Origin of the sequence: Novosphingobium aquae, from assembly GCF_037572715.1 — a bacterium.
In the GTDB taxonomy this organism is placed as follows: Bacteria; Pseudomonadota; Alphaproteobacteria; order Sphingomonadales; family Sphingomonadaceae; genus Novosphingobium; species Novosphingobium aquae.
On record NZ_JBBHJY010000003.1, the window covers coordinates 73,790 to 88,710 of the forward strand.

Here is a 14,921-nt window from a genome sequence, read left to right on the forward strand (position 1 = left end):
TTATCTGTCTGTCGGATGAAGTGCCTGCTGCGCAGCCGTCATTCCGGCGATCCGGCCGAGCGTGACGGCGGTGCACAGGCCCATCGCGGGCAAGTATCCCCATGAGGATGGCCCAGAAACGCTGCGCGCCGCACCGCCGCCGGCGAACAGGTTGGGCAGGGGCGTGCCATCGGGCCGCAAGACACGCGCCTGAGCGTCGACCTCCAGCCCGCCCTGCGTGTGATAAATCGCGCCGACCACCTTGAGCGCTCGCAGGGAGCCGTGCGGCGGCAATTCCTCGCCCCAGATCCTGCCAGTGGAGTCGGCTCCCCCGCGATTGCGGGCCGAGCAGGCGTCGGCCAGGCTGGCGGCGAGGGCATCTGCCGGCACGCCGATCTGGGCGGCGAGGGCCTCGACGCTCTCGGCGCGCTTGGCCGCGTTGATGTCGTTCAGCGCCTTCATATCTGGTGTATAGGCCGTTGCTGCCTCGATCCGCGCGTCATAGATCGTCCAGACCGTGCCGTCATCCTGCGCCATGACCGGATGGACCATGCCGGCGATGTCCTCGGTCTCGTCAGTAAAGCGGCGGCCTGCCGAGTTCACCAGCACCCCGCCTTCAACCAGAACCTGCGGCGAAACGCTGATGCCCTGCGGGTCGGTGAGCATGGCATAGCCCTGATAGGAACCCATGTCGCCAATGGCTGCGCCCAGCGCCTCGCCAATGCGGATGCCGGTGCCCTGGCTGCCTTCGTGGCCATTGTTGCGTGCGCCTGCCATCTCGGGAATGTAGCGGGCCAACATGGCGCGGTTGGCGGCAAATCCTCCACAGGCAAGGATCAGCGTGTCGCAGCCGACGCGTTCCAGATCGCCGTCTGGACGCTCGATCACCGCGCCCAGAACTGTGCCGTTCTTGTCCGCGATTATATCGGCAAGCTTCGCCTGAAGCAGGACATCGACACCGGCTTCGGCGAGCCGGCGATGCAGTAGCCCGACCAGATCTTCGCCGCCGTGCCCCGGCCAGCCGTGCATTCGGTAAGTGCGGTTGCCGTAAGCCGGGCGGAACCCGAGATCGAGTTCAAGCGGGAAATCATGCGTCTCGGCCAGCCAGTCGAGCGCCGGGCCGGACCCTTCGGCCAGCGCACGCGCGACCACCGGGTTCGCACCTCCCCGTGACTTGGCCATGATATCCTCGAAGAAGGCTTCGGCGCTGTCTTCAATTCCGGCCTTGGCCTGCGCCTTTGTATCCGCCGCGCAGATCAGCCCCAAGGTCATGCCGGTGGAGCCCAGCGGGCGGGCGTCGGCCTCGATCAGGAGCACTTCGGCGCCGGCATCGCGCGCGGCCAGAGCGGCGACGCATCCACATGCGCCGCCGCCCACGACCAGTACGGGTACAGAGAACTCGAACGTCATCAGGTGACCGCCAGTTCCTCAACCAGTTCGCCCGAGTTTGCCTCGTCAGGCATGACCGCCGCTTCGTTCTCCTGCTGGACGATGCGCAGGATGCGGGCGATGTATTCCTGATTCCACATCGCGCGCTCGGTCATCGCGTCGCCATCGGGCCGGAACGCGTCGATCTCGCCGGGTTCGATCACCCCCTTGGCGGCGAGCAGCCGTTCCAGCGTATCGACCCGCTGGCGGGCAACGGCCAGCTCCTGCGCCACGGCCATGGTGATGGCGAGCACGCGTTCGGCTTCGCGGTTATCAAGGAACCACGGGCGCTTGCCGGCGGGCTTGGCGCCGGCTTCGTTTAGGGCGTCGTTAAAGCTCATGGTACGATAGCTCCGATCACGTGCCAGGCGGCCTTACGGCCATAGTCTTCGGTTTCGTCTTCCTGCGCGTCAGGGAAGATGTCGCGGTCAACCACGCCGAAGACATCGCCGTGGACCAGCCATTCGCGCTTGAACCCGGCTTCGATCATGGCCTGATCGAGGTCCATTTCGTGCATCCGGCTCCAGAACGGCTCGTTGTTGTAGAACGCGTCCCAATCGCGCATCGCCTGTTCGAAATAGGGCATGTCGGCGGTGTACTGCGGCTGCTCGACATGGATGACCACGCCGCCGGGGCTGACAAGACGGCGGGTTTCGGCGAAGATGCGCCGCATAGCGCTGAACGACAGTTCGTGCAGGAACATCGTCGTCTGGATCCAGTCAAAGCTGCCATCCGCGAATTCCGCCATGTTCTCACCGTCGCCCTGGACGAAACGGACATTGTCCACGCCCAGCGACTTGGCGCGGCCAAGACCATAGCGCAGGACAGGTGCGCCGAGATCGAGCACGGTCACTTCGGCATCGGGAAAAGCGCGGGCGATGGGCAGGGTGGAATGGCCGACCGTGCCGCCCAGATCGAGGATCTTTTTCGGCTTGAAGTCGGGCAGGTTGCGCTTCACCCAGTTGACCACGGCCATGCCGCCGCCGTCCGAATAGGCGCCCAGCAGCCCGCTGGTGGTGACGAAGCCGGCGTGATCGTAGTTCGCGCCATTAGTGACGTCTCCGGGACAATACTCCCTGGTATAGCCGCCGGGCATGCAGTGATGGTCAATCGCGGCAACATAGCGCGGCACAGCAAGGCCGGGCTTGAGAACAAGTCGGGGATCACCCTCGGTCAGTTCGCGGGCCTTCTCGTTCAGTTCCTCGCGCTGGCGGATCACTGTCCAGCGGCCGGCTTGCTGGCGCTGTTCCATCGTCAAGCGGCGCAGCGCTGACCAGGTCTGGAATGCCGGATCCTCCAGCATCGCCTTGCGCGCTTCGTTGCGGTTGCCGATCTTGCGGCCATTGGCGGCTTCGAACCGCGGTTCGACCCGCGATTCATAGGCCGCGCGCACGCCGGGGACGACCCGTGCGGCGAGGTGGCGGTTCATCTGGGCGAGGTAATTGACCCGCTCGATCTCGTCGTGGCTGGTCTGCGGAAACAGGTCATGGCGGCCGATGACGCGGTAGTCTGGCGGTCCGTCATAGCCGGCTGCCGGGTTATTTTTCCGAACGGCGGTCACTGTGAGGCTCCTCGATTGTCTGCATTGCAGCTGTTTCTAGTGCGGTATCGGCAACCACAAGGGGAGGTACCATGCGGGTCATCGCACTGTTCAATTTGAAGCCGGAAGTCTCGCCAGACGAATATCTGGCCTTCGCGCGGGAGCTTGACCTGCCCACGGTCAATGCCCTGCCTTCGATCGATGCCTTCCGCGTTTTCCGCAGCACCGGCTTGCTGTTCAGCGACGGCGCGCCGCCCTATTCGCACATAGAAATCATCGACATAAATGACATGGATCAGTTCGGCCGCGATGCGTCGAGCGAGACGATGCAGGCGATTGCCGCCAAGTTTCAGGCGATGGCCGACGTGATCTTCATCCCCACGGAGGAAATCACCGCATGAGGCTGGCGGGCAAGGTTGCAGTTGTCACTGGTGCGGGCCGCGAGGCGGGTCTTGGCGCGGCAATTGCGCGGCGGCTGGCGGCAGAAGGCGCCGCGGTGGTCATTTCCGACATCGGGGCCCCGCGCGATGCGGCAACCCCGGAGGATATGATCGGCGGCACGGCGGAAATGCAGGCGATCGCCGCCTCGCTCCCCCATGGCGGATCGACTTTCGTTTGCGACGTGCGCGATCCCGTATCGGTAAAGGCGCTCGCCGATCATGCAGTGGTGGCGCATGGTTCGCTGGACATATGGGTGAACAATGCCGGCATCGGCTACATCATGAAGCCGCTCGAGGATGTCTCGCCCGACGATTGGCGCGCGGTGATTGACGTGAACCTGACCGGGGCATGGTTCGGCCTGCAGGCTGCAGCTGAGGTCATGGCGCGGCAAGGGCGGGGCGGGCGTATCGTCAATATCGCCAGCCAGGCGGCTAAGAGCGGCTTTCCCCACGCGCAGGCCTATACGGCCTCGAAGCACGGGCTTGTCGGCCTGACGCGATCAGCCGCGATAGAACTTGGCGCACACGGCATTACCGTCAACAATGTCTGCCCGAACCATGTGACTACCGGACTCGGCGCCTGGCAGAATGCCCACTTCGCTGAACTGCAGGGCAAGACTGTGGACCAGTACATGGCCGATATGGCTGCGCGGATTCCGCTCGGCCGACCGGGCCTGCCGGGTGATACGGCGGCGGCGGTGGCCTTTCTGTGCTCGGACGATGCCGCCTATATCACGGGTGAGAGCATGAACGTCTCTGGCGGGGAAGAACCGCATTGAGCGACGCCGCCGAACGCCTGATCGATCACGCGCTGGGCCTGCGCTGGGATGCGATTTCTGAGCGCGCGAGGCAATCGGCGCAGGCCTTCCTGCTGGATAGCCTCGCGGTTGGCGCGGCGGGCCGCAATGCTGCTCATGCCGATGGCGTGCTGGCCATGGTGCAAGGCTGGGGCGAAGGCGGCGCGGCGGGGGTGCTGGGCCGGCCGCACCAGACGCTGCCTGCGCCGTCCGCTGCATTCGTCAACGCCTTCCAGATACACGGGCAGGAATACGACTGCGTGCATGAGGCGGCGGTGTTGCACCCGATGGCGACTGTCCTCTCCGCCCTGCTAGCCGAATTGGCGCGGGGAAAACTGGTGGACGGACAAACCTTTCTCACCGCTATCGTTGCGGGTGTCGATGTGGCCGTGACGCTAGGCCTCGCGGCGCCCGGAGCGCTGACATTCTTCCGCCCCGCAACCGCCGGCATTTTCGGCTGCGTTGCGGCCATTGCCAGCCTGCGCGCGATGCCGCGTGAGCAGGCGCTCGACGCATTTGGTCATGCGCTCGCCTTTGCTTCGGGCACGATGCAGGCCCATTTCGAGGGCAAGCCGGCCCTGCCGGTGCAGGTCGCCAATGCGGCGCGCGGGGCCTTGGTTGCAGTCGATCTGGCGCGCGCTGGAATGCCCGGAATTCGTGGCACGGTAGAGGGGGCGTTCGGCTACCTCTCGCTGCTCGAAGGCGAAGCCGCGCTGGCCCCTGCTCTCGCGAAACTGGGGCAGGGGCACCGGATCGAGGAGGTTAGCTGGAAGCCGTTCCCCACCGGGCGCGCCGGCCACGGCGGAATTGGGGCGGTGCAGAAGCTGATGGCAAAGGGACTCACTGCCAGCAATCTTGCCAGCCTTGAATACCTCGCGCCGCCGCTGATCAAGCGGCTTGTCGGACGGCCCGCGCATAGCGACATGGCTCCCGGATATGCGCGGCTTTGCTTGTCCTATCTGGCTGCCGTTACCTTGACGCGGGGCACGGTTTCGCTGGCGGATTTCGGGGCAGATTGGCTGCAAGATCGTGAACTTCTGGCGCTCGCCGCAAAGGTAGCGGTGTTGAACGATGGCAATCCGGATCAGGCCGCTTTTGTGCCAGCCGTGGCGACAGCGCAGCTCTCCAACGGGACGACGCTAACCGAAGCCGTGCCAGCGCTGCTCGGATCGCCAAGCCACCCTCTGACCTGCGCCGAGCAGGAAGCCAAAGCCGCTGCCTGTCTCGAATACGCCGGGCTTGGCGACCGGCTGGAAAGCCTGCTTCACGCCGTCGATACCCTTGCCGATGCGCCAGATGCGCTCGCCGCAATTCGCGCCAGCGGGGTGATCGCATGACCCTGCTGCGCTGCGCCACTCTGGTCGTCGAGGACCTTGATGCAACTACGGCCCGCTATGCCGAGTGGATGGACTATTCCGTGGTCGAAAGCGGCTCAGTTCCCACTGACCTTGCCGCTGCATGGCTGGCCCACGCCAGCGCCGGGCGGCGCTATGCGGTCATGCAGCCGCAATCCGGCGAGCCGGTCTTCCTGCGTTTTGTCGAAGGTGATCCGGTGCCGGGCTACCAGCCGATCCGCACCTACGGCTGGGCGGCCACGGAAATCTGCGTCACCGATGTCGAGGCGGTCCACCAGCGGATGCTCGCCAGCCCCTTCGATGTCATTGGTCCGCCGCGCATGCTCGATGGCTATGCCACGATCAAGCCGATGCAGGTGCGCGGTCCCGATGCGGAGATCGTCTACCTCACCGAATTTGCCGGCGACGATCCGGCACTCGCATTGCCAAGGCCGAAGACGCTGATCGACCGGCCCTTCATCATCGTTCACGCCAGCAAGCACCTTTCCGCCGGCCTCACATGGCTGCGCGATGTGCTCGGACTCTTGGCGATCGATCCGGTTTCCATCCGCTACACCATGATCGAGCGCGCCTTTGACCTGACGCCCGAAGACAAGACGGCGATCACCACCGCGCAGTGGCCGGGCGGCGAGACTTTCCTCGAATTCGATCAGTACCCTGATGCCGCGACCGAGCGCCCCAGGCACCCCGGCGCGCTGCCGCCGGGTGTGGCGATTGTCACGATGTTGCATCCCGACATTGCGCGGCTGGCCGGGCATTGGCTATCGCCCCCGGTTCGCCGCGAAGGTCCAGTTTATGGAGGCCGTGCTGTCGGCGTCCTGCAAACGCCCGAAGGTGCCTTGCTGGAGGTGATCGATGCCGCCTGAACCCGCCATCCGCCGCCGCTTTGCCGATCTGAGGTATGGGCAAGTCCACTACCGCGAGGCGGGTGAGGGCGACAAGCTGCTATTGCTCCACGGATCCCCTGGTAGTTCGCGCCAACTGGTGCGGCTGATCGCTCGCTTTGCCCCAACCATGCACGTCGTTGCGCCCGATACACCGGGCAATGGTGATAGCGAACCGCTGCCGACAGATGCGCCGACGATTGCCGAACTCGCCGCCGTAACGCTCGAATTCATGGACCGGACGGGCATCGCTTCTGCCCATGTCTATGGCAGCCACACCGGCTCGGCCATCGGCGCGGAACTGGCATTGCTCGCACCGGACCGGGTGCGTTCGCTGGTCTACGACGGCGTGGGGCACTGGGAAGGCGAGGTTTTGGCCGACTTCCTTGCCAATTACGCCCACCCCTTCACGCCGGACACGCAAGGCGACTATCTGAAGCGCGTGTTGGAATTCTGCCAGAACCAGTATCTGTTCTACCCCTGGTATCGGCGCACCGAGGAGGCCCGCCGCACCGGCGGCCTGCCGCCGCCCGAGGATTTCCACGGGCTGTTCACCGAGGTCATGAAAGCCGCCACCACCTTTCACTGTAATTACCGGGCCGCGTTCCTGTGGGACGCGCGCGGACGCCTGCCGCTGGTGACGCGCCCGGCGTTGTTCATGGCTAGCGAGAGCGATCCCTTGTTCGAGGATACTGCTGTGCTTGCCAGCGGCAGTCGCTTCGCCCCTCTGCCGCCGCTTACCGATCCGGCTTTTGCCGATGCGCGACAGGCCGCCATGATCCAATTCTTCGCCACGGAAGCCTGACCGATGGACCACTCTCTCGCCCTGCTGACCCTGCTTCACTTGCTCGTGCCGATCTATTGGCTGGGCGGCGATCTTGGGACGTTCCTCGCCGGACAGGTGCTCAAAAATCCGAAGCACAGTCCCGAGGAGCGGCTGCTGGCGCTGAAGATCCTGCTCAACTGCGACATGGGCCCGCGCACGGCGCTGATCCTTGCTTTCCCGACCGGGTTTGCCCTCGCCGTGGCCAAAGGCTGGCTGGCAGCGCCGGGCTGGAGCGTCGCGCTGGCATGGGCCGCAGGCCTCGTATGGCTGGCGATTGCCTGGGCTATCCACCTCAAGCACGGCCCGGCGGCCAATCCCTGGCGCAAGGTGGACTTCGTTATCCGCTATGGCGTGCAGGTCGCGCTGCTGGCTGCGGGAATTGCCGGGCTGGCCGGAGTGGTTGCCTTGCCCAAGTTCATCGCCATCAAGCTGCTGCTGCTCGCCGGCGGCATCGCGCTGGGCCTGCTGATCCGCCGTCAGCTTGCCCCGCTGTTCCCCGCTGTGGGAGCCTTGCGCGCGCAAGGGGCGAGTGAGGGCACGAACGCCGCCATCGCCAGCGTCCTTTCTCGCACCACCCGAAGCGTCATGTGCATCTGGGTGATCGTCCTGGTCGCCAGTCTTGCCGGCATAGCCACACCCCTTTGAATCCGGAGTCAGACCCTTGCAACAACACCGCACCGTAACCGGCCGCATCCTCTACACATCGCGCAAGCCGGGGCGTGAAGGGGAGGAGCGCGGGCGTGAGTTCTTCACCTGGACGCACCATTCCGATGGCAAGAAAACCCTTCGCGCGCGCTGCGAGATCGACGAGCCCGATCCCACCGTCCATCGCGACATCGTCTATTCGCTGGATGAATATGATGTGCCCATGGACCTGTTTGTGCGCCTTACCGTGGGCGACCGCTTCATGGGCTCTGGCTGGATCCGAAATGCCGGCGACTACATCGAATGCGAAAGCTATGGGCCGTCGATCGGCCGTGTTTCGCAGAAGCTGCCGGTGATCGGTGAGTTCGACGGGTTCGGCACGCACCCCATCGTGGCGGACGCCTATAATGCACGCCGGATCGACCGTTCCAAAGGGCCGCATTCGCGCAAGTTCCGCTGCTTCCTGCCATCGCCTGATCACCGCGGCGCAACACCGCCGTTCCTCGCCGAATCGCTGATGCAGCTTGGCTATATCGGCGAGGAAACGGTGACCGTTGCCGCCGGAACTTTCGATTGCTGGAAGTTCGAATGGAGCGATCCGCATGGCGGCATGGTCAATGCCAACGGCGCGCATCCGCCCTATGAAATGTGGGTGACCGCCGACGATGATGCCCTGTTCGTGCAAGGCGGCGTCGGCGGTTACATGCAGACCTGGTATGAGCTCGTTGAGCTGACGCGCTAGAGCTTGATCAGCACCTTGCCAACGTGCCCGCCTGATTTCAGGTAGGCATAGGCCTCGCGTGCGTCATCGAAACCGAAAGTCCGGTCGACCACCGGCTGGATGCCGTTCGCCGCGATACAGTCGACAAGGCCGGCCAGCATCGCCCGGCTGCCTTCGGTGATGCCCTTGATTGCCAGGTTCTTGCCGATGATGCCGCCGTAATTGGGCAGCGGGCCATCGGCGGAACCGACCGCGATCAGCACCACGCGGCCATTGGCAGCGGCGGCGTTGATCGATAGCGGCAGCGTGCCTTGACCGCCGGTTTCGGCGATAATGTCTGCCCCCCGTCCGCCGGTCTGGCGCAAGAGTTCTGCCGCCCAGTCGGGGTGCTCGGCATAGTTGATGGTAAAGTCTGCGCCCAGCTTGCGGGCCAGTTCCAGCTTCTCGTCGCTGGACGAGGTGATGGCCACCTGCGCGCCGTGGGCCTTGGCGATCTGTAGTGTCCAGATGGCTACACCGCCGGTGCCGAGCGCGAGGACGAGATCGCCCGGCTTGACTTGTCCGACAGCCACAATGGCATTCCACGCAGTTACTGCCGCCGAGGCGAGCGGGGCGGCCTGTTCGTCGGACAGGCCCTCGGGCACGCTGACCAGCGCGGCGGCCGGGACCTTGACATAGTCGGCCAGCCAGCCGTCATGAGTGATGCCAACGTCGTGACCGAAAGCGCTCATGGCGAACGGCCCATCGATCCACGTGGCGAAATGCGCGAAGACTGCGCGGTCACCCACGGCGATGCCTGTCGCACCTTCGCCCAGCGCGACAACTTCGCCGACGCCTTCGGACAGTGGCACGCGCTCGGGGGCCTTCTTCGCGCCATAGCGGCCCTCGATGACTTGCACATCGCGGTTGTTGAGGCCGACCAGGCGCACCTTGAGCACCGCCTCGCCGGGGCCGGCGACCGGATCGGGACGGGTGACTTCCGTCAGAGCGGAAATGCCGTCCTGCGCGCCGATTTCATATGCTTTCACTTGGTGCTCCTGAAACTGTCGATGATGTCCGCGCCGCGTGCGAACCAGGTGCTGCTGCGTGCTGCCATGTCGGCCAGCAGGCGCTCGAGGGTGTCCATGCGGTAAGGCAGGCCGGTGATGTAGGGCGTGAGGTGCAGCGGCAGCATCCGCCCGCCGCCGCTTTGCGTGGCCTCGTTCGACAGCCAGTCATGCGCGTCGAGGACCTGCTCGGCGTAGCTGTCGATGGTCTGCTGCTGGACGTTCAGGATCTGCCGGTCGGACAATTCGTGGTTCAGCGGCAGGTTGATCAGACCGTTGTTGAAGGTCCACGGCAATTCGTCGTTCGCCCAGTCGCAGCAATATTCGACGCCGGCTTCCTTCAGCAGGTCCGCCGTGGCGAAGCTCTGCGATCGGGCAATGGACAGCCAGCCGCGCGGGCGGGATCCGGTGACCTTTGTCAGAGTGTCCAGCGAATGCGCGATCAGCGCGGCCTCGTCCTCGCGGGGGAGAGTGGAGGCGATCGTGCCGTTCATGTCTGTCGAGTGGGCGATGATCTCGTGCCCAGCTTCGGAAATGTCCTGCACCAGCGCCGGATAGCGCTCGGCAATTGCGGAGTTGACGGCGAAACTCGCGGTCACTCCGGCTTTCGCGAAGGCATCAAGCAGGCGGTAGACGCCGACCCGATTGCCATAGTCGCGCGCGGTATAGTGGCGGTAATCCGGATAGGCCGTCTGCATGTGGCCGGGTGCGCGAAATGGCTTGTCCGCCGGGGTGATCGGGAACCACTCGACGCTGACGCAAAGCCACACGGCGAGGGTCTTGCCCCCCGGCCAATGCAGTGGCCGGCGGCGATGCAGCGGCGCGTATGGATAGAGATTGTGGTCGTATCCGGCGCGGCGGCGCGGGTATTCGAGGTAGCTGGGATCGAGGCTCACTGTGCAGCCCTCCACGCGTCGGCAATCTCGCCGGATGTGGTTGCCCAGGCCCGCCCATCGGCGGCGATGTGGCGCAGCACATCCTCAAAGGCGCCGATGCGGTGCGGCTGGCCGATAAGGTAGGAATGGAGCGGGATGCACATCACCGTGCCGCTCGGCTCGTCCGCCAGCCGTTCGAACTGGCGGATCAGCGTACGGGCATATTCGCGCGGGCTCATGTTGTAGATGAAGAAGCCGTAGTGATCATTGACTTCCAGGCTGTAGGGCATCGAAATCAGGTCGCCGCTGGCCGTATTCACGCGGAACGGCTGATCGTCGTGATAGAGGTCGCAGGTGTAATCGAGCCCGTATTCGGCGATCAGATCGAGCGTGCGCGGGGTATGCGTGAGAGCAGGCGCGAGCCAGCCGCGGATTGCCTGCCCGGTCGCCTCGCGCACGGTGCGGATCGAATCCTCGATGATCGCGCGCTCCTGCGCTTCGTCCATGCCGTAGGAATAACGGGTGTTGTAGATGCCGTGGCTGAAGAACTCCCAGCCGCGCGCATTGGCGTCGGCGACGACTTCGGGGTGGTGCTGGCACAGCGCCACTGACAGCGATACCGAGCCGGGAAAGCCTTGGCGTGTCATCACATCGGCCATGCGCCAGTGGCTTACACGGTTGGCATGGTCACGATGCGAATAGCCGACCACGTCCGGGTGCGGCATGGCCCAGGCCTTGCGGTGGGGGTTCAGCGGCGGATCGATCTCGTAATATTCAAGGTTCGGCGAAACCCAGACCGCCACCTTCTTGCCGCCTGGCCATGCAAACGGCTTGCGCCCCCGGTAGGGCACGTAATCATACAGGCCGGGATCGGCAGCGCCTTCGATCACGGGCGCGCCTCCAGCCAGTCAATCACGGTCTGCACCGGTTCAACGTCGGCGTACTTGAGCTGCAGGTCGGTGAGGTTGGCGAAGTGATAGGACTCATGCTTGTCAGCGCAGGTCTCGATGGGGACGATGGTGCGATAACCGCGTGAGAGGGAATCCACCGCCGTTGCCCGGATGCAACCGGATGTGCTGCCGCCGGTGATCACCACGGTATCGACCTTGTGCCAAACTAGCAGGCTTTGTAGCGGCGTTTCGAAGAAGGCCGAGGGCATGCGCTTGGTATAGATCATGTCGGCGGGATCGATCTCGCAGCGCTCGTCAAAGGCGTGGCGGTCGCTGTCGTACTTGATATTCTGCAGCGAATCCGGCGTGTTGGTGCGGGTGCCCCAGACGCCGGCATCCGATGCGTCCTCGGCATAGGCAACGTGAGTCCAGATCACTGGCATACCGCGCGCCCGGGCGAGCGCGGAGATCGTGTTGGTGTGCTCGATCTGGCGCGGATCGGTCTCGTAGGCAGTCTTGTAGCGGTCGATCCGGGTATAGGCGTTCTGGAAGTCGACGTTGACGATGGCCAGCTTCTCGCCAAACCCGAACTTGGTGCGCGCCGGATTGGCCATGACTTCTTCGAACAGCTGGCGCGCGGTCTTGCCGTCGCTGACCATGCGGGTGCCGATGATCTCGCTCATGCTGCGTCCTCCTCAAAGCGGGGGTAGCGGCCAAGCAGCAGGAACAGCGCGGCGGCCAGCGGCAGGGCTATTGCGGAGGTGAGCAGCGCAGGTCCAAACCCTTGGGTCACGTCCCGGATCCGCCCAAACACCAGCGGCGCAATGCCCGATCCCAGAGCGAAGAAGACGTAGAGGATCGCATAGAGCCCGGAATAGGCCCTCAGCCCGAAATAGCGCGAGGTGAGGTAGGCCAGCACATCGTATTCGATACCAAGGGCAAAGCCGATCATCAGGATGGCAAAGGCAGCAGTCGAGGCATCGTAAGTGCCTTGCGACAGGACCCAGCAGGCCACACTCGGCAGGCCAAGGATGACGAAGGCAACGGCGGGAGCCCAGAACCGGTCGAGCAGCAGGCCGCCGACAATGCGTCCGGCGATGGCCGAAAGCCCGATCAGCGGCGTCAGTGACAGGATCGTCGCAGCATCGAGGCCCCGATCCTTGAGGATGCCTTCAAGGTTCGGCACCGGTCCGCCAAGGGCAAACGAAACGATCAGCATGGCCAGCGCAATCGTCCAGAACCGCCAGCTTTTCAGCGCCTCGCCCTTGGTCACGCCGATCAGCTTTTCTGCGGCGGTCAGGTGCTCCGCCGCCTCGCCAGCCGGTTCGCGGAACCATGCCCAGGCAATCGGAAGCGCCAGAACCAGCGGGATCGCGCCTATCGCGACATAGCCCGCGCGCCAGCCCCAATCGCCGATCACCCATGCGAGATAAGGCTTGCACAGGATGCCGAAGACTCCAGTGCCTGACATTGCCAGCCCCAACGCAATGCCTCGCCGTTTGTCGAACCAGCGGTTGACCGTACGGGTGAACGTGATTGGCAGGGTCCCGGAGCCGACCAGCGCGATCACGCCCCAGGTTATATAGAACTGCACAAGCGAGCCTTGCAGCAGCGCCATCGACATGAACGACAGGCTGAAAAGCACGATCGAAATCAGCGCCACCGGCCGGGTGCCGTACCGTTCCGACAGGGCCCCGGCGAGCGGGGCGCCGACTACCACCGAAAAGGTCGTGATCATTAGCCCGGCCATGACTTCCGCCACCGACCAGTCGAACGCGGCGATCAGATGCGGTGCGAAGACGCCCATGGTGTAGAACGGCAGCGGCGAAAGTCCGCAGCCGATGCCGATCAGCGCCGCCGTGACGACCTTCCAGCCATGGCCGAATTCGCCCCGTTCGCCTCCGGGCTCACCAATCGATCTTGCGGCTGCTGTTGCCATGGTTGTGTGGTTCCTTATCCCTGCCGTTAGCAAGGACTGCGCCGCGCTTCAGACAATCGTGCCCGCCGGCCAATCCGCACAGCGGATAGCGGACCTCGCCGCATTGTCCGCGCAGTGGCCGGGTCCAGACTTCCGGGATGGAGCTTGTCGCCACCCCGCATTCCCCGCCTGATTCGCGCGCCTGGCGGATTCGCATCGGCTCGCTGCTGGTGCCGCTGGCCCATGCTGCGGGGATGAACGTGGTGACCATGCTGGGCCTGCGGTTCCTGACCGACAGTCTGGCCATTTCCGCCGGGGTCGCGGGCACGATCTTTGCAGCGGTGAAGATCTACGACGGTCTGCTCGATCCCGCAGTAGGTGCTTGGAGCGACCGGTTCCGCAGCAATTGGGGGCGGCGACTGCCGTTTCTGTTCGCTGGCGGGCTGGCGATGCCGCTTGGGCTGGCGCTGCTGTTCGGCACGCCATCTTTCGAATCGCTGCTGCTGGCGGAACTGTTCGTCGCGCTGGCCCTCGCGATCCACGCTACCGGTTTCACGCTGCTGACGATCCCTGGCTTTGCCATGGTTGTCGAGGCATCGGCGGACCATCACGAACGCACGCGGCTGATGGCGTGGCGGGTCTATGGCAACTCTGCGGGGACCATGCTCGGAACCACGCTGCCCGGTTGGCTGCTGGCGAGCACGGGGGCGACTCGCAGCGGCCATTTCGTCATGGCGCTCGTGATTGGCGCCATTGTGCTGGCAGCCACGCTCGCCGCCGTCTGGCTGCTGCGCGATGCCCCGCGCACCTCTTCCGGGGAGGCCGCAAAGGAACGTTACAGCCTTGCGCGGCAGGCGCGTCTGGCTTGGGCCAACCGTCCATTCCGGCTGCTCGCCTTCGCGCATATCTTCCTGCTGTTCGGGACGGCGGCAGGATCGGCGGGGATGGCCTATTTCAGCCGCTATGTACTGAAGGCGGGTGATGGCTGGCTGGGAAGCTATTTCCTTGTCGCCACGATTGCCAACCTTGTCACAACTCCGGCCTGGGTCTGGCTGTCGCGAACGATCGGCAAGAAGGCCTGCTACATGTCTGCCATGGCGATCTATGGCGCGATGCACCTGCTGTGGCTTTCCGCGCACGAAGGCGAATCGCAAATCCTGCTGGGCCTTCGAGCCGCTGTGATCGGCACGGCGGCGGCGGGTATGATCCTCTGCGCTTATTCGCTGCTGTCCGACGCGGTGCGCCATGATTTCATCCAGAGCGGGGAACGCCGGGAAGGGGCATTCGCCGGTTTCACCACCCTGTTCGACAAGCTCTCCGCCGCGATTGCGCTGGCGGCAATGGGCTGGTTCCTCGCGGCCATGGGCTATGTCGCTTCGAGCAGCGGCGCGGCGGCAGCACAAAGCGAGTCCGCCGTGCTGGCCGTACGCCTCTGCGTGTCTGTCGTGCCCGCGCTCGCGCTGCTCTGCGCGATATTTTCCATCACGACATACGATCTCGATCCTGCCTCGCTGGAGGACGCATGATCGGGCTCCCCATGAATGAACTGACGGCCTTTGCGCCGGGAGAGGTAACAG

Annotated in this window: 16 protein-coding genes; 8 read left to right on the forward strand and 8 right to left on the reverse strand. The window is 64.6% G+C overall.

The features are described from left to right. Genes WG900_RS07760 through WG900_RS07770 form a run of 3 tightly spaced genes read right to left on the reverse strand, consistent with a single transcriptional unit; the run spans nt 1 to nt 2,968 of the window. Nucleotides 1-1,389 carry an FAD-dependent oxidoreductase gene (locus WG900_RS07760; protein ID WP_339966110.1) on the reverse strand — a complete coding sequence of 463 codons (1,389 nt, stop codon included), beginning with the start codon at nt 1,387-1,389 and terminating at the stop codon, nt 1-3. Continuing rightward, a complete protein-coding gene (locus WG900_RS07765; protein WP_339966112.1) occupies nt 1,389-1,748 on the reverse strand; it encodes a hypothetical protein in 360 nt (119 codons plus the stop codon). The genes WG900_RS07760 and WG900_RS07765 overlap by 1 nt, the downstream gene beginning before the upstream one ends. Then, nucleotides 1,745-2,968, reverse strand: a complete 1,224-nt coding sequence (locus tag WG900_RS07770; RefSeq protein WP_339966114.1) for a class I SAM-dependent methyltransferase — start codon at nt 2,966-2,968, stop codon at nt 1,745-1,747. The genes WG900_RS07765 and WG900_RS07770 overlap by 4 nt, the downstream gene beginning before the upstream one ends. Nucleotides 2,969-3,039: 71 nt before the next feature. Here WG900_RS07770 and WG900_RS07775 point away from each other — a divergent pair, with 71 nt between their 5' ends. From WG900_RS07775 to WG900_RS07805, 7 genes are read left to right on the forward strand one after another with little or no spacing between them, the layout of a single operon-like run. Further along, a complete protein-coding gene (locus tag WG900_RS07775) occupies nt 3,040-3,348 on the forward strand; it encodes an REDY-like protein HapK (protein WP_339966116.1) in 309 nt (102 codons plus the stop codon). Beyond that, a complete protein-coding gene (locus WG900_RS07780) occupies nt 3,345-4,166 on the forward strand; it encodes an SDR family NAD(P)-dependent oxidoreductase (RefSeq protein WP_339966117.1) in 822 nt (273 codons plus the stop codon). Before WG900_RS07775 ends, WG900_RS07780 begins: the two co-directional genes overlap by 4 nt. Continuing rightward, on the forward strand, nt 4,163-5,521 hold the full coding sequence (locus WG900_RS07785) for an MmgE/PrpD family protein (protein ID WP_339966118.1): 1,359 nt from the start codon (nt 4,163-4,165) through the stop codon (nt 5,519-5,521). Before WG900_RS07780 ends, WG900_RS07785 begins: the two co-directional genes overlap by 4 nt. After that, nucleotides 5,518-6,405, forward strand: coding sequence for a VOC family protein (locus WG900_RS07790; protein ID WP_339966120.1), 888 nt, complete (start codon nt 5,518-5,520; stop codon nt 6,403-6,405). Before WG900_RS07785 ends, WG900_RS07790 begins: the two co-directional genes overlap by 4 nt. Then, nucleotides 6,395-7,228: an alpha/beta fold hydrolase gene (locus WG900_RS07795; protein WP_339966121.1), complete on the forward strand. Its 834-nt coding sequence runs from the start codon at nt 6,395-6,397 to the stop codon at nt 7,226-7,228. The genes WG900_RS07790 and WG900_RS07795 overlap by 11 nt, the downstream gene beginning before the upstream one ends. 3 nt (nt 7,229-7,231) lie before the next feature. Next, complete coding sequence (locus WG900_RS07800; protein WP_339966122.1) at nt 7,232-7,894, forward strand: hypothetical protein; 663 nt, start codon at nt 7,232-7,234, stop codon at nt 7,892-7,894. Nucleotides 7,895-7,910: 16 nt separating this feature from the next. Then, the gene (locus tag WG900_RS07805) at nt 7,911-8,636 is read left to right on the forward strand and encodes a DUF3108 domain-containing protein (RefSeq protein WP_339966124.1); all 726 of its coding nucleotides are present in this window, start codon (nt 7,911-7,913) and stop codon (nt 8,634-8,636) included. On the opposite strand, the gene WG900_RS07810 is transcribed toward WG900_RS07805, so the two are convergent. Genes WG900_RS07810 through WG900_RS07830 form a run of 5 tightly spaced genes read right to left on the reverse strand, consistent with a single transcriptional unit; the run spans nt 8,633 to nt 13,365 of the window. Next, nucleotides 8,633-9,643, reverse strand: coding sequence for a zinc-dependent alcohol dehydrogenase family protein (locus WG900_RS07810; protein WP_339966125.1), 1,011 nt, complete (start codon nt 9,641-9,643; stop codon nt 8,633-8,635). The two genes, WG900_RS07805 and WG900_RS07810, sit on opposite strands and share 4 nt — an antisense overlap. Next, nucleotides 9,640-10,557 (reverse strand): polysaccharide deacetylase family protein, encoded by a 918-nt coding sequence (locus tag WG900_RS07815; RefSeq protein WP_339966126.1) that lies wholly within the window; start codon nt 10,555-10,557, stop codon nt 9,640-9,642. The genes WG900_RS07810 and WG900_RS07815 overlap by 4 nt, the downstream gene beginning before the upstream one ends. Next, nucleotides 10,554-11,426, reverse strand: coding sequence for a polysaccharide deacetylase family protein (locus WG900_RS07820; protein WP_339966127.1), 873 nt, complete (start codon nt 11,424-11,426; stop codon nt 10,554-10,556). Before WG900_RS07820 ends, WG900_RS07815 begins: the two co-directional genes overlap by 4 nt. Further along, nucleotides 11,423-12,109, reverse strand: a complete 687-nt coding sequence (locus WG900_RS07825; protein WP_339966129.1) for an isochorismatase family protein — start codon at nt 12,107-12,109, stop codon at nt 11,423-11,425. The genes WG900_RS07820 and WG900_RS07825 overlap by 4 nt, the downstream gene beginning before the upstream one ends. Next, complete coding sequence (locus WG900_RS07830; RefSeq protein ID WP_339966130.1) at nt 12,106-13,365, reverse strand: MFS transporter; 1,260 nt, start codon at nt 13,363-13,365, stop codon at nt 12,106-12,108. Before WG900_RS07830 ends, WG900_RS07825 begins: the two co-directional genes overlap by 4 nt. A 137-nt stretch (nt 13,366-13,502) precedes the next feature. Between WG900_RS07830 and WG900_RS07835 the strand changes: the two genes are divergently transcribed. Next, nucleotides 13,503-14,870: an MFS transporter gene (locus WG900_RS07835; RefSeq protein WP_339966131.1), complete on the forward strand. Its 1,368-nt coding sequence runs from the start codon at nt 13,503-13,505 to the stop codon at nt 14,868-14,870. Nucleotides 14,871-14,921: the final 51 nt, after the last annotated feature.